11 protein-coding genes and 4 CRISPR repeat arrays are annotated in these 21,937 nt (G+C 71.5%); of the genes, 1 reads left to right on the top strand and 10 read right to left on the bottom strand.

Going from position 1 to position 21,937, the window contains the following annotated elements; genetic code table 11:
- Window positions 1-60: 60 nt before the first annotated feature.
- The 4 genes from ACFV8H_RS27495 to ACFV8H_RS27480 form a co-directional block, all read right to left on the bottom strand.
- Entirely contained in the window at window positions 61-327 is a 267-nt protein-coding gene (locus ACFV8H_RS27495; RefSeq protein WP_380404995.1) for a hypothetical protein, read from the bottom strand.
- A gap of 508 nt (window positions 328-835) precedes the next feature.
- Entirely contained in the window at window positions 836-1,660 is an 825-nt protein-coding gene (locus ACFV8H_RS27490) for a HEAT repeat domain-containing protein (RefSeq protein ID WP_380404992.1), read from the bottom strand.
- 563 nt (window positions 1,661-2,223) lie between these two features.
- Window positions 2,224-3,033 carry a hypothetical protein gene (locus tag ACFV8H_RS27485; RefSeq protein ID WP_380404990.1) on the bottom strand — a complete coding sequence of 270 codons (810 nt, stop codon included), beginning with the start codon at window positions 3,031-3,033 and terminating at the stop codon, window positions 2,224-2,226.
- Window positions 3,034-3,401: 368 nt separating this feature from the next.
- Window positions 3,402-5,525, bottom strand: a complete 2,124-nt coding sequence (locus ACFV8H_RS27480) for a hypothetical protein (protein WP_380404987.1) — start codon at window positions 5,523-5,525, stop codon at window positions 3,402-3,404.
- 1,931 nt (window positions 5,526-7,456) lie between these two features.
- Here ACFV8H_RS27480 and ACFV8H_RS27475 point away from each other — a divergent pair.
- Window positions 7,457-7,858 (top strand): hypothetical protein, encoded by a 402-nt coding sequence (locus ACFV8H_RS27475; protein WP_380404985.1) that lies wholly within the window; start codon window positions 7,457-7,459, stop codon window positions 7,856-7,858.
- A gap of 105 nt (window positions 7,859-7,963) precedes the next feature.
- Here ACFV8H_RS27475 and cas3 read toward each other — a convergent pair whose 3' ends face one another.
- The 6 genes from cas3 to casA all read right to left on the bottom strand — a co-directional run bounded on the left by cas3 (window position 7,964) and on the right by casA (window position 16,228).
- The gene (cas3, locus tag ACFV8H_RS27470; protein ID WP_380404982.1) at window positions 7,964-10,630 is read right to left on the bottom strand and encodes a CRISPR-associated helicase Cas3'; all 2,667 of its coding nucleotides are present in this window, start codon (window positions 10,628-10,630) and stop codon (window positions 7,964-7,966) included.
- A gap of 47 nt (window positions 10,631-10,677) precedes the next feature.
- Window positions 10,678-11,133: a CRISPR direct-repeat array (repeat unit 29 nt; unit sequence CGGGCCACCTCCGCGCAGGCGGAGCGGAC).
- A gap of 39 nt (window positions 11,134-11,172) precedes the next feature.
- Window positions 11,173-11,826, bottom strand: a complete 654-nt coding sequence (cas6e, locus tag ACFV8H_RS27465; protein ID WP_380404979.1) for a type I-E CRISPR-associated protein Cas6/Cse3/CasE — start codon at window positions 11,824-11,826, stop codon at window positions 11,173-11,175.
- Window positions 11,827-11,881: 55 nt separating this feature from the next.
- A complete protein-coding gene (cas5e, locus tag ACFV8H_RS27460) occupies window positions 11,882-12,619 on the bottom strand; it encodes a type I-E CRISPR-associated protein Cas5/CasD (protein WP_380404976.1) in 738 nt (245 codons plus the stop codon).
- On the bottom strand, window positions 12,616-13,761 hold the full coding sequence (gene cas7e / locus ACFV8H_RS27455) for a type I-E CRISPR-associated protein Cas7/Cse4/CasC (RefSeq protein ID WP_380404973.1): 1,146 nt from the start codon (window positions 13,759-13,761) through the stop codon (window positions 12,616-12,618). Before cas7e ends, cas5e begins: the two co-directional genes overlap by 4 nt.
- Window positions 13,761-14,384 carry a type I-E CRISPR-associated protein Cse2/CasB gene (gene casB, locus ACFV8H_RS27450; protein WP_380404970.1) on the bottom strand — a complete coding sequence of 208 codons (624 nt, stop codon included), beginning with the start codon at window positions 14,382-14,384 and terminating at the stop codon, window positions 13,761-13,763. Before casB ends, cas7e begins: the two co-directional genes overlap by 1 nt.
- Before the next feature lie 299 nt (window positions 14,385-14,683).
- Window positions 14,684-16,228 carry a type I-E CRISPR-associated protein Cse1/CasA gene (casA, locus tag ACFV8H_RS27445; protein WP_380404967.1) on the bottom strand — a complete coding sequence of 515 codons (1,545 nt, stop codon included), beginning with the start codon at window positions 16,226-16,228 and terminating at the stop codon, window positions 14,684-14,686.
- Between the two features lie 1,708 nt (window positions 16,229-17,936).
- Window positions 17,937-18,886: a CRISPR direct-repeat array (repeat unit 29 nt; unit sequence GTCAGCTCCGCCCGTGCGGAGGTGCCCCG).
- Window positions 18,887-18,892: 6 nt separating this feature from the next.
- Window positions 18,893-19,531: a CRISPR direct-repeat array (repeat unit 29 nt; unit sequence GTCCGCTCCGCCCACGCGGAGGTGACCCG).
- 281 nt (window positions 19,532-19,812) lie between these two features.
- Window positions 19,813-20,936: a CRISPR direct-repeat array (repeat unit 25 nt; unit sequence GCTCCGCCCGCGCGGAGGTGGCCCG).
- Between the last annotated feature and the right edge of the window lie 1,001 nt (window positions 20,937-21,937).

Raw genomic sequence — 21,937 nt, 5'->3', positions numbered from 1 at the left:
GGCGGATCTCCCGGATCCCCTGGATCCTCCGGGGATCCGCCGCGGTCGGGGCCGGGCGGCTCAGAGCTGCCCGCCGGACGGCAGCGGCCTGGAGGCGATGGTGTTCCACTCGCTGGTGTCGTCGATGTGCGCCCTGGGGTCACCGTTCACACCGGCCAGGACCGCCGCCCCGGGCTGGAGCGTGGCGGCCGACACCGACGCCGACAGGGCGGAACCCTCCGCCGCGGCCGGGGCGGCCTGTGCGGCCGTGGCCGCGAGCAGCACGGCGCCGGTGGTGAGGCCCAGCAGGGTTGCAGCGCGCTTGGCGGCGTTCGGAACACTGTTCATGGGGGACTCCAGTTCGTTGCGGAGGCGGTAGCGCCGGCCCACCGGAGTGTGCGCCGACTCGGTGAGCTTCGCAGCCCCCGATAGACAAATGATCAACGCACCCCACGCGGGCGTCCCGCAGGGGCCAGGGTCTGGACGAGTAGTTCCGAGGTTGGGTCAGTGGTCGTAGGCGATCAGTGAGCGGGTGACGGGTCGGCCGGTGGTGCGGTTGTGCCAGATCGCGCAGGTCAGCGCCAGCAGCCGCTGGCCGACTCGTGTGTGTCGTTCGAGGCCGAGCCGGCCCTTGAGGGTGTCGTGGACGGACTCGATCAGCTGGCGGACGGACTTCGGCAGGCCCTCGCCAGGACGGGAGTCCGGTCGCGGTAGGAGGGCCGCAGCAGCCCGATGCCGTACTGGTCGAGGAATCGGTCGGTTCGGCGGAGACGTAGCCCTTGTCAGCGAGGATCAGCAGGCCGGGCCGCTCGCGGGCGAGCTGGGGTTCTACTCGTCTAGCTGGAACCGTTCCGGGCTACGTGCGCGTGCCGGGGCCGGCGGGCTGCCTGATGACGGCCCGGCAGGCACGCAGCAGTGCCTCGTCGTACTCGATGCCGTCGAAGAAGCCGCCGCTGCGGCGGGTGAGGGCGAGTTCGGCGCGGACCCGGGGCAGGGCGGGCGCGGCGGCGGGGCCCATCCGCTGCAGGCACTCCAGGACGTGGCGGGCGGTCGAGTCGTTGCTCTCCCACCCCCGCAGCAGCACGGGCAGGACGACGGCGGCTTCGGCCGGGCCGGCGATGTCGTGGATCGCGGCGGCGGCGTGTGTGCGGGTCCAGGCATGACCGGCGTCCAGCAGCTGCCGCAGGCGGGGCAGGGCCGCTGCGGCCGGCGCCCCGATCCGGCCGAGGACGTCCGCAGCCTGGTGGCTGTCGGTGTCGAGCAGGGCGGTCAGCTGCGGCACGGCATCGTCGGGGTCCCCCTCGATGTGCCACAGGGCCGTCACCGCCGCGACGCGCAGCTGCGGGTCATCGGCGTCGGTGAGCGGGCGGACCGCCCCCAGCGCGGGTGCGGCACCGCTGCCGAAGGCGCCGAGCGCGCGGAGGGCCGCGGCGGCGGTGCGCCACTGCTCCTGCTCGACCGCCGTGCTGAGGGCCGTGACGAGAGCGGGCACGGCCGCCGGGTCGCCGAGCCGGCCGAGAGCGCCCACCAGGGCGGTCGCGGACCCCCAGGGCGAGGAGAAGTCCGCGTCGGCCAGACGACGGGTCAGCCTCGGCAGCAGCTCCCCGACGGCCTGGGGCAGGTGACCGGCGGCCCGCACGGCCCGCCACTCGTCGACGCCGGTGTCGAGCGCCGTCAGCAAGGGCCCACTCATCGCCGAGGCCAGCCAGTGCCGTGACCACCTCCTGGTGGGCCCGGCGCAGCAATTCGGCACGCGCGGTACAAGTGAGGGGCGAGGCGGCGTTGTACGGGAGCTTCTTGAACAGGGATTTGATCTCCAATGTGGTCTCTCCTCTGGGGCTGCGTCGTTCGCGTGCTAGTGATCAGCGTGGACGTGAGGGGAGATCCTGCTCGCCGATCCCGTTTCGTTCACTCAAACGGGCGATCGTGGAGGGCATGCCGCGACGTCGACGGACACCTCCGACCATGTATCAGCGCGACGCTCCAGCTGGGGACGTGGATGCCGGGAGCCCAAGGGGCGGCCCCGTACCCGTGGGGGTCAGCCGGTGTTGGGGAAGACGGTGCGCAACGGGGGCGGGGCCGACGCAGACGTCGATGGCCCGAACGGTGCCAGGGCGCAGCCGCTTGAGGTCGGCGAGGATGCGGCACAGGTGGAGGCGGAGCTGGGCGGCCCAGGCCGGGGAGTCGGCAACCACGCGCAGGCGGCGGGTGGTCGGGTCGCAACCGGCGAGGTGCGACTCAAGACTATTGGGTCACTTGCGTTGGCAAGGTGGGCTGATCTTGATTTGAGGGGCGGGGCCGCCTCTTTGGCACAGGCACTCCACGATTCCCGGGACCAGGTGTAGCGCCTCGATGCATCTCCTTTCCACTTTCCAAAACATCTCCAATAATGCGCTCCATAACCGATGACTGCCGATCCTCGGGAAGTGAGCGTGCAAGCCTTTCCGCGGTCAAGAAGTAGCCATTCAGAACCGGCTGATTGAAGTATTGATTGAGCTGTTGCAAAGATCGTTCATAGGTGTGCATGTAGGTTCGACTGAGATAGGCAGTAAATGCGGTTCCGACTGCCGCGACCGAGCCCAGAAACAGGCGATCACCTTGCGTGTTGTATCGCCAGCCCGCCCCAAATGCCGCGATCAGGACTACCAGTCCAACATTCATAGCGATTCGGCTACTCTTATAAGCCTTCTCGGCCTGCTTGGTTGCAATGTCGTGATACGCATCCAAAAGAGTTCGATTAAAGTCGACCAGGCTAGGCAACTCCATCTTATCCCTCAGTCGGTCAGCTGCCGACTCCAGGGCCTCCCTTTGACGCGCAGACTCCTCTAGAGCTTGCCTCCTGGTGCCATAGTAAAGCCAGGAAAGATAACACACCACGATCGCCACAAGTCCAGCCAAGACAAGCACGACCCATACCGGAACTGGTTTAGATTCACCATTCTTAGAGTTCGATTGATTGGTAACCAGGCCTACAAGCGCTACGGTTGCTAGCGTCGCCGGAGCAATCAGGCCCAGGCCCTCGCCGAGTACGGGAAGGCGCCATCTCTTCGACACAGCACGCCTCCTAGCAGCCCGCTCCCTCAATGCTTTGGCCGCCTCGTGCGGGTTCCCCGAATTTGAGGACTCCTCCACGCTACTCATCTCCTCGCTCAACCTGGCGGACTGTAGGACCTTCGCCGGAGCCTGCGCTCCACGTCCGGCCTGCGCGAAAGGATCGCTGATCCGGTGGCGCCGTGTCCGGTGAACACCGACATCGGCACGAGTCGATCGGACACGAGGTACCCGTCAGCCGGTACCACCACTGGCGCAGGTCCTGGTAGGCGGTGTGGTCGGCGAACGGGGGCCGGGCCAGCTGCGCGGCGGGCCGGTCGTCGGGGCTCGAGGGGCGGGACTTGGTCAGGGACGGGACCGTCGCCTTCCGCTCAGCGCAGAGAGGGAGGCATCTCGAAGTCGCTGCCCGCGAGCCATAGTCCCTGGCATTGGTCGGTACCTGCGCTGTTGGCCATCCGAAGGATCTCGACCGGGTCGGTCTCCTCTGCAATGAGCTTCTCGAGGCTCTCCTTGAAGGAGGCCCAGTCCTCGACAGAGGGCCAGGCCTTCCACCGTGTTGCTTCGACTGGAGACCTGCGCCAGGCCCGGAGCCAGATTGTGGCGGCGTCGTGCCGGAGGTCGCCGGATCCGCGGACGTGCCGGGATACCCCGGGGACCAGGTCGGCGGCGCTGTCTTTTACGGCTTCTTCGATCAACGGGAGCGTGTACCCGGAGTTGAACATTGCCTTGACTTCGGCGCGGATCCTGGCACCCAGATGCGCCCTCGTTCGGTCGCCCATCGGCTCTACGTCGAGCTCGACGAGTTGCTCGCTCAGCAGGTCTACGTAGCGGTCGGCCAGTTTGACGACGTCGGGGTCCTCGAGGGTGCGCATCCTTCGCATAGGCAGCGGTTCGTCCTGTTCGTAGCCCTCCGGTGCGGACACGTCCTCCACGTAGGGCGTCCCGGGGAAGCCGTTTACCTCGCCGGAGGCTGCCAGGAGCAGCGCCCCGAGCTGGGTGGCGATCCACGTCGCCAGTTTCTCGGCGTCGGGTTCGCGGGCGACGGTGTGTGGTAGGGCGGCAAAGGTGGCGAGCGCTGCCTCGCGTCGGCCGATCACCGGGGCGAGCCCGTTGAACAGCAGGGTCAGCTGGAACGCGGTGTGCGCCACGGTCTCGAGGCGGTCGTGCGGTTCCCCGTCGTCGGCCCACCGCTTGGCCAGGTGGCTGAGGGCAGCGGGGACATCGTCTGGGTTCCAACGGTCGGGGTGTTCCGACAGCCATGTCAGCGGGACTGCGGTTGGCGGATCCGCCTGCGGAGTCTGCGCGGTCTGCGGCGACGTGGCTGGGGCGGGGGACGGTTCGGGAGCCGGATCGGGCAGCCGGTCCTTGAGCTGGCGAAGGCTGGTGTCGATCGGATTGCTGTCGAAGAGGCCGTAGAACAGGGTCCGGGTCATGGCAGCCGGTCCCTGGCCGGTGAGCTCGTTGAACGGCTTGATGGGCCAGTTCGCTTCCGCTGCGGCCCGCTGGGACTGCGTCTCGAAGTGGTTGACGGCGTGGGTGGTCATGTTCACCCGCGGCGCGCGAGGGTTCGCCTGCGCGGCTGCGGCCGCCGCCTGACTTGCTCGCCAGACCAGGTTGTAGATCTCGCCGAGGGGCCGGTGGCCGGCCACCTTGAGGGCGGCATCGTGCAGCCGGGCCACGTGGTTGTCCGGTACGGCGGGCAGGAGCAGGTACTCGAGTCGCGACCTGAAGTACCGCAGCGCCTCGGCCGCGACCAGCTCACGGGCCAGGACCAGGAGGGCATCCTGCTGGCCGGCGGTCAGCACGTGGAGAGCCAAGGACTTCATGAGGAGCACGTCGAGAGCCTCGGCGGACGTGCCCAGGCTGGTGCCGTAGGGGGCGAAGTAGCTTGCGCGGGAGGGATAGAACGAGTCGGTGAGCACCGGAGGCGCCACGGCGTCGAGGTCGCCGCCGGCCTTGGCCAGCGCTTCCTCGAAGGCGGCCGTCTCCCAGACGAAGGCGTTCAGCGGGCTCGAAGGGTGGACCGCCAGCAGTCCGGCCTGGACCAGGTCGCCCATCAGCGGGACGACGGCCTCGGGCCCCGGGTGGAGCGGTACCGACCAGGAGGTGACGTCGGCGACGGGGGTCGTGGCCGGCGCGTAGCGCAGGACGGCGAGTGCCCCGAGCATCGTGCAGACCGAGGACTTCGGCAGCGTGCCCCGGGGCGAGGGGAACTTGGCCGGGTTGTCCTCACCGACGGCTGCGTGCTGCTGCTGCCTCCAGCCGTCGCGTGCCTTCTCTACGACTTGCCGGGCCTCGGCATTGGCCCGCTGCGCTTGGACCTTGGCCAGGCGGGTGGGGTTTGTGAGGAGCTGCACCAGGGTGGTGAGGGAGGTGGTGCAGTCGACGCAGTCTGGGATGGTGCCGAGGCAGACCTGCTGGAACGCACTGCGCGAGGTGAGAGTGAGGGGGCCGGCGCACTTCGGGCAGGACCGCCCGGGGACGGTGGCACGCACACCGGCGGCGGCGATGACGTAGTGCTGTCGGCCCCAGCCCGCGGTGTCGATCGCGCTTGCCTTCTCAGACCAGACGGGAGTGAGGTGATCCTCCGCGAAACCGGCCAGCGCCCAGTAGCGTTCGCCGACCGCGACGAGCTCTGGTGAGACGCCTTCGACGGGCCGGACTTCCGGGGTCAGCCGTGTGGGTCGTCGAGGTCCTGAGGGGTCTCCGCGTCCGCCATCGTTTCACTCTAGTGGCTCATGGCAATCCTTTTCCCGTGGTTCCGCGGTGCGGAACGGACAGGAGGGGCCTTGCACCCAGGCAGGAACTCAGTCGTTTGTTCGATAACTCTGGAGTGTGAGAACAGCCGTCGGACCCCAATAGAGGACCAGGCACCGAAGTGTCAGCGCGTCGAGGCACAATTGGCCCACCCCCGTGAGCAGTTGGCAACTGAGACGAGGATCCATGGACAGTACGAATGGCCGGTCCTACTACAAGCGCAACCCCGTCTTCAGCGTCCTGGTCGACGGACTCCTCGACCTCGACCGTGCTGACCTCGGCTACCCGCAGTACAAAGGCCTCTGGGAACTCCTGCTCGCCGACAAACGCCCCGTCGAAGAACGGGGCCTGTACTGCCCGACCTGCTACAAGCAGAACCCCGGCCAGATCGAGTGGATGTACGTCTACGCCAAACGGGGCCTCAAAATCGCTGCCCACCACAACCGTGACCAGCGGGACCACGGCGACGGCGAAAGCGATCAGCACAAGGCCTTGAAAGAGCGGTTCGCCCGGGCAGCCGAACTCGGCGGATTCCACGCCGAACTGGAGGTGCTGGCCGCGGACGGCCGGCGTCGCACCGACGTCCTGGTCACCGGAGCCGACGGACGGCACGTCGGTTTCGAGCCCCAGCTCTCCTACTCAACCGCCCCCGCCATCCGCAAACGCGACGCGGCTTCCCGCAACGAGGGCGTCACCCCCGTGTGGCACGTCCTCGACCCGAAGGCCCCGCTGATCGACCACGTGCACTGGAGCCGCACCGACAACCTGCCGCCCGAGGCCATCCTCAACGACCGCGACATGCTCGTCCGCGGAGGCGTACGCAGCCTCGAGCTCGACAAGTGCGACCTCACCAACCCACTCCCCTGCCCCGTCCGCCACAGCGGACGCTGCGGCAACTGGCACCCCACCTGGAAACCACGCGGCCGCCAGCTCGACGACCTCGTCCGCGACATCGCCGCCGGCGACTACGTCCCCCTCACGACCAAGCAGCGCCAGCGCACCATGCGGTTCTGGATATCGCGCACCGACTACGACCAGTTCACCGACAACGGAGGCCAGGAAGCCGCCCCCGAGACCGGCCCCAGGAAGAACCGGATCCGGATACCCGTACAGCGGGACGCCGAATGCATCCGCACCCGCGCCGAATCCGAACGCCGCTCCACGCCTCAGCCCCCCCCCGGGACGCAGGCGAATCCATCCGCCCGGCGGTCACCATCACCCGCACCACACCCCCACCCAGCCACACCTTCGCCCGCCCTCCCAGCGAGTGCCCGACCATCAACATCACCTGGGACCAGCGCCAGACCACCGCAGCCGAAGCCGGCTGCAGACCCTGGGAACTCGGACCATGCGCGGGCTGCGGCACACCCATCAACCGCTACGGACCACACCCCGCCCATGCCTGCGCCCAGTGCCGTGCCCGCTACGGCAGCCGGTGAGCAACCGCGCCCAGCCGTCCCCAACGGAGCGATGCCTGCCGTCTGCCCGGCACCGCGGGCTTGCCGTCCGCCGCTGGAGCCACGGCCCCACGGCGGACGGCCCGAGGAAGCCGACAGCACGACGTCCATCAGGATGACGACGACGTCGACAGCCGCCGGGAGTCAAGCCGGTTGGTGCAAAGCCGGATCGCCCCAGGCTGGTGCGCGCGGGCGACAGCGAGGGCCGCACGGTGACGTTCTCGCTGCTCCCGTGCACGGGTGGCGGCCTCTGGCTCCCCGAGCGCAGCCGCACCGACCAGTACAGGATGCTGGCCGGCCTGCTGCCCACCACACGGAGCCTCATCTGGAGCGAGCTGGCTGGCCACTGGACGTTCTCCGTACGCCACGCACTCGACGTCACCAGAAAAGTCGCCCGCCGCAACCAGCTGATCATCCTCGGCCGCGAGTACAACCCCAAGGAGAACTGCACCCCCTCCTGCCGACGCGCCGCGGAGTTCACCTGCACCTGCACCTGCCTGGCGAAGTTCCACGGCGACGGACGCTGGATGAAAGGGCTGCGCATCGTCGAGGAGCTCGACACCAGCCGCGACAGCGCCGCCTGGCACTGGATGATCTTCGCGTTCGAGGAGTGACGGCCAGCCGCCGGGCCGAGCCGGAGGCGCCATTGGCCGCCTCCGGTCTCAGCGTCTCCGGGCCAACCGGATCCGGCGTGCAGGTCTCTTCTCGCGGTACGGCGTTCACTCGCGGATGATGCCGTCGACGGGGTCGAGGCGGATTGTCCGGCCGTCGGGGGCGTGCCAGCGGCCGGTCCGCGGGTCGTGCGGGACCAGGGCGACGTCGCGCAGCGCGGGGATGTCCTGCCACGGGGCCGGCGGGTGGGTGTCCGCTCCGGCGCCGGTGAGCCAGGTCGACCGGACCTGGACGGTGGAGAGGACCACGGTTCGGATGTCGTCCTTGCCGGGGTGGTGGGGCAGCTTGGCCGGGCCGTCGGCGGTGACGAAGGTCCAGCCGTCGCCGTCGGGCCACACAGGCAGGATGCGCTTCGACTCACCGCCCAGACGCGTGACCGCCAGGTCCGGGTCCAGGGCGGAGGTCAGCGGGTACAGGTCCTTGACCCGGTCCGGCGCGGGGATCATCACCATGTCGGCGGCCGAGGCCTGGGCCTGCTCCCTCGCCAGGCGCCGCGCGTCGTCGGCGTCCATCCGGGCCGGGTCCCAGGCCGCGTCGTACACGCCGGCGATCAGGCCGGGGACCGCAGCAGGGATCGCGATCGGCCCCTCCAGCCCGCGGAGCGCGTCACAGGTCCGGCGCAGCAGTGAGGTGTCGTAGACGTCGCCCCAGCTGGGGGCGGGCAGGCCGTCGGGCGGGGACAGGACGACCAGCCGAGGGGCCGGCGCCCAGGTCGGGCGTGGGTGGTCGTGCCGGTGGCAGCGCCCGGCGCGCTGCAGGAGCAGGCTCATCGGGGCGAGGTCGGAGACGACCAGGTCGAAGTCCCAGTCGAGGGACTGTTCGACGACCTGTGTCGCGACGACGACGAGCGGCCGGTCCGGGCGGGCTCCCTTCGAGCCGACCATGCCCTCGATCAGGTTGGTGCGCTCGATCCGCTGCCATATCGGAAGGCGGGCGTGCAGGAGCACGACCTGCGGGCCGTCCTCGCCCCACTGCTCGGTGAGCAGCCTCCTGGTTGCCTGGGCGTCGGCGACGACGTTGCACACCACCAGCGCGCAGCCCGTGCCGGCCGCGGCGGGCCGCAGCTCGGTCAGGATCCGGGCGGCCCGGCCTGCGGGCACCGCCGGGTCGTGGGTGTGCCGGACGGTGTGATGGTCAACGGCGACGTCGCGTTCCCGGGTGGTGGGCAGCGGCCCGTGCGCGGTGACCTTCCCGGTCCCGGCGCAGACGTGGACCCAGCCCGGGTAGGGGGAGGTGATCGGCTCCGTGTCCTTGTGGCCGGCGCCGGCCCGGTAGGCGCCGACGAGGTCGGTGGCGGTCCGCCCGGTCAGCGTCGCCGACACCAGCACGACCGGAATGCCGAGGTGGCCGCACCATTCCAGCAGCCGCTGCGTCAGCCGGTGCCCGTACGCGTCGTAACTGTGCGCCTCGTCGATGACCAGGGTCTTGCCCGACAGCCCCAGCCACCGCAGCACGTTGAAGCGCACCGGCAGCGCCGCCAGTGCCGCCTGGTCCCAGGTACCGACCGCGACGCCGGCGGCCAGTCCCCGGTGCGGTCCGCGGAGGAAGGACGCGGCCTGGGTCGACACGCAGTCGTCCGCCACGATCTCGTCGCGGTCCGGGTCGTAGTCCTCGTTCAGCCACGCCATCGAGTTCAGCAGGGTCACCGGGGTGCCGACCTCGGCGGCGCGGGCGGTGAACTTCTTCACCCGGCGCCACATCGCGTCGGTGGTCGCCATGGTGGGCAGCAGCACCGCCAGGCCTCCGGTGCCGGCCGCCGCGCCGAGGACCCGGGCGGCGAACAGCGCGGTCTCGGTCTTCCCGTCGCCGGTGGGCGCGGTGACGAGCACCAGCCCCGGCCCCTCCACGAGGCCTCCGAGGCGCTGGGCGACGTCGGCCTGCAGCGGGTACGGCTTCGAGATGTCGGGGAACAGGTCGGTGAACGTCGCCGCCGGTTTCCAGGCCGGGGCCGCCAGCTGGGCGTGGGCGAGCACCCACGGTGTCCGCTGCCGCATCCTGGCGACGTGCGCGGCCAGGTCCCCGTTCCACGCCGCCAGCCGGCCCCGCACCTGCCCGGTGTTGGACGCCAGCCAGTCCGCCAGCACCACCAGCCCGGTCACCACCACCGCCGCACCCGCGGGCAGCAGTCGCCCGGGCGCCGCCGGCGACCCGCAGACCCCGAACACCGCCCGGACGTGCTCCTCACGCTGCTCGGCCCAGCCGTCCCCACCCAGCCCGCGCAGCTCCTTCAACGGGTCGGCCATCGCAGCGGGCGACAGCGCCTCACCGAACACCCCGTGATGACCGCCGAGGATCTGCGCGACCTGGTGCGCCACGGACTTCCACGGCCGCTCGACCGGCGGCCACCCCAGCCCGGTGAGGATCTGCGGCAGCGCCCAGTGGTTCGCCACCTGATGGGGGATCCATTCCTCGTGCATCCAGCCCGCCGGCGCCGGATACCGCGGATCGGCCAGCAGCTCGGCAGTGCCCTGGAGGCCTCGCTGGAAGCAGTGGATGGTCTTCCCGACGTCGTGCAGCCCCGCCGCCAGCATCACCAGCCGCCGCGCCCGTGCCGGATCGACCCCCCAACCACCGGCGATCAACCGACGTTGAGAAGCCGTCAGGTAGGAGTCCCACAGCCCGCCCGCGATCACCGCGGTGTCCGCCAGATGACACACCAGCGGGTACGGACCAGGCAGCCCACGACGCTTACCGGCAACTCGCGGATCGAACACCAAACTCCTCCAGACCACCGGCCTACCAACAACGTGAACACTGACCACAGGCCACCTCCGCGCAGGCGGAGCGGACCTCGTTCGGCCGATTGGATCTTCACAGCTCTCCGGGCCACCTCCGCGCAGGCGGAGCGGACGCGTGGCACCGGGGCATCTGGTCGAGCGTGGCCGGGCCACTTCCGCGCAGGCGGAGCGGACTCCGCTACCCGCGCTGCGAGTTCGTCGGCGCGCGGGCCACCTCCGCGCAGGCGGAGCGGACTCACGCAGGACCCGCACATCCACCGACCCCGGCGGGCCACCTCCGCGCAGGCGGAGCGGACCGCGGCTTCTCCTACGGCAAGGCGTGGCACCGCGGGCCACCTCCGCGCAGGCGGAGCGGACGGTGACCAGCTCGACTCCTACGTGGCCAGGGTCGGGCCACCTCCGCGCAGGCGGAGCGGACCTTGGCGACACCCTGCGGGATCCATTGGCCGACGGGCCGCCTCCGCGCAGGCGGAGCGGACCTTTTTGACCTGCGACACTCTGGCTGCTTTGCGGTTTCTTTACTCGTGGTGGGGGGCGATGCTGAGGAGGCCGGCGCCGTAGGCGAGGCCGCGGCCGATGCCGTTGGTGAGCGCGGTGTGGAGTGCCTGGTGGTCGGTGATGGTGGCGGTGCCTTCGAAGCGGGTGAGAGTGTGGCGGATCGGTCCGGTGGCGCGGTGGCCGGTGGCGGGTTCCTGGGGGATGTCGAGGATGTCGTGGAGGTCGAGGCCGGCGGTGTGGGCTTTGCGTTCCCACCAGGCGATCGCGTCCTTGCCGTGCAAGGGGGCGGGCTTGCCGCGGTTGAGGCGCCCGCCGGCGTCGCGGGTTCCGTCACGCAGCGAACGGGTCGGAGAGGCGTCGATGCGGTAGCGGACCGTGCGGCCGTCGGCCAGCCATTCCAGCAGTGGCGCCAGATTGCGCTGCTGGGCTGTGGCGTAGTGGTCGGGCAGGACGGTGGGGTCGGCGGCCAGGGTGGACTGGACGAGGACGGTGGTGGCCTGGGGGGTGCGTTCGATGCGGTAGAGGACGCCCAGGCTGCGGCGGGCGGCGTCGCCGCTGGTGAGGGCGTCGGGGTACATGCTCATGATCCGCTGGTGCATGTGGCTGGTGTTGCGCAGGTCCGCTGCCGCCTCGCGGGAGCGGGGGTGGAGGCGGAGCTGGGTGAGGTGGGTCATCGGGTTCTCCGGGTGGGCGGTGTCCCCCGCGGCGGGCGGGGCCGGTGAGGCTGGGTCAGGTGCGGGTGTAGGCGGTGAGAGCGGTGATCCAGGCGGTGCCGGTACCGGCGTGCTGGTCGGCGGTGAACGGGTGGAGGGTCTCCCACAGGGGGCGGTGGGCGAAGCGGCGGGAGCCGGTGGTGGGGAGCTGGTCGCGGACCTGGGTGAGCGGCGGGCGGCCGGTGCAGGGGTCGGTGTCGTGGACGAAGACCACCTCGGTCGCGCCCTTGCCGTCGGGTTCGCGGTGCAGCGGCAGGCGGTGGAGTTCCGCGACGGGATCGTCGGCGGCGCCCACGAGGACCGGTGCGGCCGGCGGGCAGGAGCGGCGCCCCAGGTACGGGTGCCAAACCGGGCGCCGCAGCGCCTCGGCCACCGCAGTGGCGGTGGCGGCCGGGCCGGTGACCGCCACGGTGAACGCCGCGTCGGCCAGGTACCAGCGCTCGGACTGCAGCGTGGCCTCCTTCAGCGGGCGCCGCCCTCCCGCGGCGGTGACCACGGTCCTCTCCCGCGGGTAGCCGCCGCCGACGGTGTGGTAGTCGCGCAGCAGCCGGCCCGGCCGGTCCACACGCACCGTGTACCGCAGTGCGGCCAGCTCCCCCAGGTCGGACCCGCGGGCCAGACCGAGCGCGCACGCGAACAGGCCCGTCAGGCCGGACCTCGTCGGATGCGGGTAGGTCAGCCGCGTCCCGAACTGCGAGGGGCTGCCCCAGGACTGCATCGGCGCCGACAGGTGCAGCAGCAGGCCGCCGCTCACAGGTGCTCCCCGATCGCCGCGTCCACGCCGGCCAGCAGCTTCTCCAGCGACCCGGCGTCCTCGCCCAGGTGCTCCACCGACCCGACCCCCAGGCCGCTGTACGAGCGGGCGAGGACACCACCGTCCCCGTAGAAGCCGTTCACCGCCCCGGCGTGCGCGTCCAGGCACCGCACCGACGGCTCGACGAAACCACTGCCCCCCTCCGCCCGGACAGGCCGCTCGAACGCCCCGCCCAGGTTCACCGGCTGGTCCCCGCGCAGCACCACGTGCACCAGCGCCGGCGGGGTGAACGGAGCCGTCGACCCCTGCCGCGCGGACGGCACCACCACGGCGAACGCCCGCGCGAACTCCACCGAGACCCGCCTCGCCCCCTCCACGTCCCCGCCCAGGTTCCCCGCCAGCTCCGGCAGGTTCACCGAGCTGTACCGGTAGTACGTCCCCGACGTGTGGAACGCCGTCCCCAGGTGCGCCGACCCCGACTCGTCCTCCTGACCACGCGTGATGTCGTCCACCGCGGTGAAGTAGTCCGGCTGCACCGCCAGCGCGTGCGTCGTCAGCTGGTGCGCGACCTGCACCGCACCCGCCACTGCCGACCCCGGCTCGTTCGCCAGCATCCGCCCGAACGCCGCTATGCTCGACGTCTGCCCCCGCAACACCTCCAGCACCCGCCCGCCGGCCGCCTTCACCAGCTTCTCCTGCGCCACCGCCTCCTTCTTCCTGTCCGCACCCGCCTCCACCAGCTCCCGGTGCTCCACCGCGACCTCGGCGAGCTCCGCGATCCCGGCCCGCGGCAGCAGCAGCATGCTGTTCGTGTCGTTGTCCCCGTCCACGGCCACGCCCTTCACCCCCGCCGCCAGGACCACCATCCGCCCGGCCCGCTGCGCGAGCTCGTCGTCCCAGCCGCCGGTGCGCACCAGTTCGGCGGCGATGCTCTCCGGCAGCCGCTTCGTGCGTACCGCCCACTCCCCCAGCCGGTCCTCCACCTCCACCCGCACATGCCGCTTCCCGGACTGCGAGGAGATCCGGCCTCGCTGCTCGCCGCCGTAGTGGGCGGTCTTGGGCATGTTGAGGTCGTCGCGGTTGAGGCAGGACAGCGGGTAGGAGTGGATGACGTGCAGGTCGAGGTACAGGCGGCGCTTCATCAGGAGGTCTCCTCGTCGGTGCTGGCGGCGGTGGGCGCGGTGGGCGCGGTGGGGTCGTACTGGTAGTAGGCGCGGGCCCAGGCCCGGGCGGTGTCGGTCGGGTGGTCGACCCAGCGGGTCAGGTCGCGCAGCAGCAGCGGCCACACGACGGGGACGTCGCCGGCCCGCAGGCGGGCGACGAGGGGCGGCAGGTCGCGGGTGAGCGCGTCGGCGTCCTGGCGGGACATCAGCAGCAGCCGGGCCTTGACGGTGTCGTCGGTCAGGGTCTTCGTGTGAACGGCGCGGGCGAGCGACCAGCCGAGGTTGCGCCAGCGGTCCCCGTCGAGCGGAGCGGCCAGGCCGGCGGGCGGCTTCGGCTGGTGGCCGAGGCGGGGGTTGGGGGCCTGGTCGGCGTACATGCCGGCGGTCAGGACGTAGGCGCGTTCGGTGTCGCTGTTCGTCCAGCGCGGGATCCGGGCGAGCAGGTACTCGTAGGCGCGGAACGGCTTGTGCGGGTCGGTCAGCGCGGAGCGGACCGCGGCGCGGCCGCCGGGCGTGGAGCACTGCTGGTGGACGTGCAGCATGAAGGCGCGCTGGTGCGCGAGGACGTCCGGTTCCGCGGAGGGCGGCGAGTCGGTGGACATGGGCTCCTCGGTGAGGGTTGAAGGGTCGGGCTCCCGCCGGTGGCGGGAGGGGACGGGGTTGGAGGCCGGCTCCATTCGTGTCGGCCGAGCGTTCGTCTCGGTGGTCGGTGGTCGGTGGTCGGTGGTCGGCCCCGGTCCGGGTCCAGCACCCCACCGGCCCGGCCGCCGCCCCGCACGGTCGACCCGCCGTGCCGGGGACCGAACGAACGGGGATCGGAGGAACGGGGATCGAGGAACGGGCGGAAACCGGAACCGGGAGAACCTCAACGCCGCCGTCTACGTCCCCGGCGCCGGAACGGCTACGTCTTCTTCCGCGGACCCCGGGGCCGCCTGAGCATCGCGGCCCGGGCCTCCTCGACGGCCTGCATGCCCCGAGGCGTGAGCGCGGCCGCCTCCGTCACGGCGTCGAACACCCTCGTGGCGACCCCCAGAAACCCGGGCCGGGCCCGGACCCCGTCACCGTCCGGGACGACCGCCTTCCAGAACTCGGCCTCCGCCTGCGACCAGTACACCGGCAGCGCCGAATCGACCCACGGACAGACCTTGCTGTCGCCACTGAACCCCTGCCACGCCGCCCGCAACGCCTTCGCCAGCCCGGACGACACACCCTCGGCCTGCGACCGGGCCACCGAGACCGCCGCCGCACCGTCCCCGTCCAGCTCCTCGAGGAAGCCGAGCACCGGCGGCGTCACCGCGGTGAACCAGACGGTCTCCGGATCCCGCCGCTCCTGGTGCAGCCCGTACGCGCGCAACCGCAGACCTGCCGCCGTCTCCCGCGGCAGCCGCGCCACCGACGCCAGAACGGCCGGCCGGTAGCGCGGCGTCTTGCCCGCCACCGTCTTCAGCAGCAGCGCGTCCAGATCCCTCCACGCCACCCGCGCGCTGTTCGCCCGCACCGGACCGCCCTCGTCACGCCTGATCACGTACGGGTCCTCGGCCTCCGGCAGCTCGTTCTCCCACGCCCACGTCACCCACGAATCCGTCACGTGCCCGCCGTCGGCGTCCGGCTTGAGCAGCACCGCGTGCGCGGCGCGCGACGTCAGCAGCGACACCGGCCCGGACGGCGCCGCCGGCACCCTCGGATCCGGCAGCTGCTCCGCCTCCCACGGGGCCTCGTCCCGGCCAGGGTTCGTCGGCCAGGTCTCCGGCGATGGCACTCCCAGGATGAGCGTCTCCGCGAGACTGCGGCCCGCCGGGAACCACGACACCAGCGCCCGGATCGGCCCCGCCACCGTGTAGTGGCTGTTCCGCCCGTCCGAACGCCGCCGGTTCGCCGCCGTCCCCGACGGCCCCGCGAACAACCACGTCAGCAGCCCGAACGCCGCCGTCACGGCGGGAACGGGCCCGCCGATCCCGCCCTTCTCCAGCGGCCACCACACATGGTTGTTCCCCGACGGGCTCGTCATCACCAGCCGCCCGGTCCCGCTGCTGCCCGTGCACTCCCCCTCAAGCCGCGGCTCCTGCAGCCACGGCCGCTCCACGTCGAACAGGTCGAACCGCCCGGGATACCGGTCGAAGTACGCCGCGATCCGCCCCGAGTCCAGCCGGCCGGCCTCCAGCGCGTCCCACCGGCAGTCGTCCCAGTCCTCCGCCACGTCCAGACCCGTGACCCGCGCCGTCACCGCGATCAGCACCCGCAACAGCGCCGACTCCGACGCCGGATCCGGGCAGTCGACGTGCTCCAGCAGATGCGCCCACGCCAGCACATCACCCAGACCCAGCACCACCGACTCCCCCGGCCCACCCCTCACCGGCAGCTCGGCCACCTCCCCAGGAGCCAGGTCGGCACGCACACGAGCCGTGATCCACGGCCTCACAACCACATCGAACGACGGACGCGACACAGGGCGGTCCCTACTACTCGAGCACGGTCAGTCACCACTCAGTGACGCTAGACCCAGCCACTGACAACCGGGACCCAAACCCAGAACAGATGACGCCGTCACACCCCACCACTAGGATCAACTCCTCATTCCTTGACACCACAACAGCTCCTCAACCCGACGCTTCAGCACGGTCAAGAACCAGCACAGACCACGCTGCGCAGCAGGTCTCGAAGGTCCGCTCCGCCCTGCGGAGGTGCCCCTTGGGTACCGCGCTTCGGCGACGACATGCCGCAGTCTGCTCCGCCCGCGCGGAGGTGACCCGATGATCGTCGGGACCAAACCGGTTCCCGAGAGATCTGCTCCGCCCGCGCGGAGGTGACCCCACCGAACCGACGATGGAGCCGACGTTGCCCAGGTCCGCTCCGCCCACGCGGAGGTGCCCCATCGGCGGTGCTGCGGGTGTTCCATGGGGTGGCGTCCGCTCCGCCCGTGCGGAGGTGCCCCGGTGTCTATCAGTCGGGGCTTCGCGGCGAAGACGTCCGCTCCGCCCACGAGGAGGTGAGCTGACGATCGGCCCCGCCTGCGCGGGGGTGGCCCCTCGACGACCGCGGCGAGCACCTGCTCCTCGTCATCGGCCCTGCCTGTGCGGAGGTGGCCAGCCCCGCCGGACTCGGTTGTCCGGGGCCGGAGGTGTCCGCTCCGCCCGCGCAGGGGTGGCCCCGGCGACGGGTTACTCGAGTACACGGTGAAGGCATCGGCCAGATGACCCGGTCTCCTCGGCCGGACCACCAGCCTTGAGCTGGTCCGCTCCGCCCACGCGGAGGTGCCCCGCCTCGGTGCGGGTCATCCCCGGGGATCAGGTGGTCCGCTCCGCCCGCGCGGAGGTGCCCCGGGCACGCGGGTCCGCTGCGAGAGGGCGAAGGCGTCCGCTCCGCCCGCGCGGAGGTGACCCGTTGAGCAAGTGCACTGGTCTCGGGAAGGTCTAATAATCTCCGTCGCGCGGGGTGACCCGGTCCACCGAACTCGGGCGGGGTGCCAGCCGAGGTTCGCTCCGCCTGTGCGGAGGTGCCCCGATCCGTTCCCAGCGCCGGACGGCGGGGAGGTAGTCCGCTCCGCCCGCGCGGAGGTGCCCCGTCGTAGTTCCCGGCGCCGTTGCTCCTGAACTGGTCCGCTCCGCCCCGCGCGGAGGTGACCCGCCTTGCTGTACGTCGACGACGATCAATGCCGCCGTTCTGTCTGCTTCGCTCGCGCGGAGGTGCCCCGGACCCGGCGGACCGTGCGGAGTCTTACGGTGCGTCCGCTCCGCCTGTGCGGAGTACCTGGGCCGCGAGGGCGAGCTCGAGCTGATGGAGCTGTTCGTTGTTCGCACGAGTTCAGCGCACCCGCTCCCCAATGTCGGCCTCCAGGCTGGCGTCCGCTCCGTTCGTACGGAGGTGGCCCGTACACGCCGGAGCAATGCCGCATCCTCTCCCGGTCTGCTCCGCCCGCGCGGAGGTGACCCGGTGCTGCACGAGGTGCTGGAGACCCTGGACGAGTCCGCTCCGCCCGCGCGGAGGAGTGCCGCCGCCAGGGTGAGCGCGTGGGCAGCTCTTCACAGCGGTGCTGTCCGCGAGCCGTGACACCATGGGCAGCGAGCGCTCCTTGACACCACAACAGCACTGCCGACCCGACACTGCGGCACGGTCAAGAAGCCGCAAAGGCCGCGCTGCGCCGCAGGTCGCGAAGGGTCAGCTCCGCCCGTGCGGAGGTGCCCCGATCCGCGTCTACCCCGAGCCCTGGGGCATGCGGTCAGCTCCGCCCGTGCGGAGGTGCCCCCCCTCGGGGCGCAGCGTGGTGGTCATGTGGTGGGTCAGCTCCGCCCGTGCGGAGGTGCCCCGGCCGGCGGACTCCACCCCACCCGAGCGCAGGAGTCAGCTCCGCCCGTGCGGAGGTGCCCCGGACCGCGCACATGACCGACCTGTTCTTCTTCGGTCAGCTCCGCCCGTGCGGAGGTGCCCCGGCCGTGGGCCGCTCGTAGACGGTCGGCTTCTCGTCAGCTCCGCCCGTGCGGAGGTGCCCCGCCCTTGCCGCTGGCATCACCCTGACCGTTACTGTCAGCTCCGCCCGTGCGGAGGTGCCCCGACGACGCGTCGTTCTTCGATCAGCCGACGAGGGTCAGCTCCGCCCGTACGGAGGTGCCCCGTTCGACGTGATCGTGCTGCGCTTCGTGGTCGGGTCAGCTCCGCCCGTGCGGAGGTGCCCCGTAGCCCACGGGTTCGGGTGCCATCAGCACTCCGTCAGCTCCGCCCGTGCGGAGGTGCCCCGGTCCTTGACGGTCAAGCCCCCGAGCTGTTCACGTCAGCTCCGCCCGTGCGGAGGTGCCCCGGCGGCGAGCGTGGCGTGCAGCCGCTCGGTTTCGTCAGCTCCGCCCGTGCGGAGGTGCCCCGAGAAGACCAGTGCCGGGCCATCGGGGTCCTTCGTCAGCTCCATCCGTGCGGAGGTGCCCCGTGCTCCGACGACACGCCGGCGGCCCTCGCCGGGCCCGCGTCAGCTTTGCCCGTGCGGAGGTGCCCCGCCTGGACGGAAGCCAGCCAGCCGACCCCGAGAGTCAGCTCCGCCCGTGCGGAGGTGCCCCGCGACGCAGGCGAGCTGGTCGCCGGCCGTCATCGTCAGCTCCGCCCGTGCGGAGGTGCCCCCGCGACCGTCCGCTCCGCCCACGCGGAGGTGACCCGTCGGGGCCGCCCGAGTAGGCCCAGGTTCGCCGGTCCGCTCCGCCCACGCGGAGGTGACCCGTTCGAGGTCTGCGGCCTCCTGCTCGCTCGGGTGTCCGCTCCGCCCACGCGGAGGTGACCCGGCGAAGAGGAAGAGGGGTACCCGCCCTTCATCGTCCGCTCCGCCCACGCGGAGGTGACCCGTACCAGTCGGGCACCGGAGCGGGGCAGGTGGAGTCCGCTCCGCCCACGCGGAGGTGACCCGGAGAGAAGAGCCGTGACCACCGACCACACCGCGTCCGCTCCGCCCACGCGGAGGTGACCCGTAGGGACGTCCCGTATGCACGGCCAACGCGGGGTCCGCTCCGCCCACGCGGAGGTGACCCGTCGAGGCCGATGGCGTGGCTGGCCGGGGAGTTGTCCGCTCCGCCCACGCGGAGGTGACCCGGCCCGGTACAGGTGGCTTCGCGCGCGACGCGCGTCCGCTCCGCCCACGCGGAGGTGACCCGTTCACCGGGGCCATGAAGTCGCGCATCCTGTAGTCAGCTCCGCCCACGCGGAGGTGACCCGAACTCGTCGTCCGATCCGGCCGACGCCGCCGCGTCCGCTCCGCCCGCGCGGAGGTGGCCCGCCGTACGCGACGACGACGTCGTTGTCCCAGGTGTCCGCTCCGCCGCCCCGGCACGCCCGGACGGCGGCGAGCAGGACGTCGAGTCCGCTCCACCCGCGCGGAGGGGCTGCCTCCTGCACGGTAAGAGTTCCTGGGTAGCTCTTCACAGCGGTGCTGTCCGCGAGCCGTGACACCATGGGCAGCGAGCGCTCCTTGACACCACAACAGCACTGCCGACCCGACACTGCGGCACGGTCAAGAAACCGCAAAGGCCGCGCTGCGCCGCAGGTCGCGAAGGGTCAGCTCCGCCCGCGCGGAGGTGGCCCGGCGACGATGCGCAGCAACCGCAACGTGCCGACGTCAGCTCCGCCCGCGCGGAGGTGGCCCGCGAGTAGGGGAATCCAGCGCGGGGGCATTTTCGTCAGCTCCGCCCGCGCGGAGGTGGCCCGAGGTACGGCAGGCACAGCGGGTGCCCGGTTGGGTCAGCTCCGCCCGCGCGGAGGTGGCCCGAACCACGCCAACCGCGACCACCGCACCAAGGCGTCAGCTCCGCCCGCGCGGAGGTGGCCCGTCGGCGGCCGCGGTGCCCATGAGGACGGTGCCGTCAGCTCCGCCCGCGCGGAGGTGGCCCGGCGCTGGCCGACGAGCGCGCGCGCTGGCTGTCGTCAGCTCCGCCCGCGCGGAGGTGGCCCGGCCAGCCGGATGTGCTCCCAGTGCGGGGCGGTGTCAGCTCCGCCCGCGCGGAGGTGGCCCGTCATCGCGGTCTCCGGCCTCCTGGCGGCACGTGTCAGCTCCGCCCGCGCGGAGGTGGCCCGCCATCCACGACTTCGACGAGGCCGACAGCACAGTCCGCTCCGCCCGCGCGGAGGTGGCCCGCTGACCGTGTCGCGCGCCTACGCGGGCCATGAGTCCGCTCCGCCCGCGCGGAGGTGGCCCGTTCTCGTACGCCTTCCCGATCGGCGTGGACGTGTCCGCTCCGCCCACGCGGAGGTGCCCCGTGCTCGGCAAGCGGCCCGTACCCGCGAGAACTATCCGCTCCGCCCGCGCGGAGGTGCCCCACCCTTGACCAGCACCGCTACAGCGGCGAGCCAGTCCAATCTGCCTGTGCGGAGGTGGCCCGAGGCCGGACCGCTCGTTCATCGTCCAGCACGTGTCCACTCCGCCCGTGCGGCGGTGGCCCGTCGACGCCGACGAAGAAGGGCTTCAGCCCGAAGTCCGCTCCGTCTGTGCGGAGGTGCCCCGGGGACGGTGTGGGATGTCCACCGGGCCGACGTGTCCGCTCCGCCCGTGCGGAGGTGCCCCGGAGCGCATGGTGGCGACGGTCGTCCCGGCCTTGTCCACTCCGCCCGGCGCGGAGGTGACCCGGGTTGGGGCAGGACGCCCCTGTTGGCGGCACTGTCCACTTCGCCCGCGCAGAGGCGTCCCGGCGCTGATGGTGTCCCCGCTGTCCCGCCCGCGCTGAGGTTGCCCGCTGTCGTGGTCGGACCTGTTCGAGTTGATGGGGTCCGCTCCGCCCGCGCAGAGTTTCGAGCCGCGAGGGCGAGCTCGAGCTGATGGAGCTGTTCGCTATCCGCACGAGTTCAGCACACCCGCTCCCCGACGTCGGCATCCAGACCGGCGTCCGCTTCTCCCGTACGGAGGTGCTCCACCATCCCCGAAGAGGTGGCCGAACTGGGCATCGTCCGCTCCGCTTACGCCGAGGTGACCCGTCGCGGGTGTAGCTGATTCCGAGGAGGTCCGCCTTGCTCCGCCCCTGCGGAGGTGGCCCGTGGAGCGAGGCCACTGCCACAGTGGTCTTCAGATCCACTCCGCCCGTGCGGAGGGGACCCGCGCCTCGGCATTCAGCACTACGACAAGGCAAAGTCCGCTCCGCCCGCGCGGAGGAGCGCCTCCAGCATGGTGGGCACGTGGGCAGCTCGTTCACCGCGGAACTGTTCGGGGACCGTGGCACCATTGGTGACGAGCGCTCCTTGCCACCACAACAGCACAACCCAGCCTCTCCATCACGGTCAAGAAATGGCAAAGGCCACGCTGCGCCGCAGGTCGCGAAGGGGTCCGCTCCGCCCGCGCGGAGGTGACCCGCAGCCGCCGGGGCATTCGAATCGGTGGGGGCCGTCCGCTCCGCCCGCGCGGAGGTGACCCGAGCCTCGCCCCCAAGGACGAGGTGAAGATCATGTCCGCTCCGCCCGCGCGGAGGTGACCCGCCTTGAACTGGTCCGGGTCACCGTCCCAGTGCGTCGGCTCCGCCCAGCGGAGGTGACCCGTTGAGCAAGTGCACTGGCCTCGGGAAGGTCTAATACGCTCCGTCGCGCGGGGTGACCCGGTCCACCGAACTAGATGAGTGAGTCCGATTGCTGTGCTGGCCGCGACCATGACGAAGGGTGCCCGTTGGTTGGTTTGTGAAGACGAACCTGGACACCCTTCTGA

It is taken from the genome of Kitasatospora sp. NPDC059827 (genome assembly GCF_042731675.1).
Classification (GTDB): Bacteria; Actinomycetota; Actinomycetes; order Streptomycetales; family Streptomycetaceae; genus Kitasatospora.
Note: the sequence above shows the minus strand (reverse complement) of the source record. Positions and strands in the feature narration are given on the sequence as shown.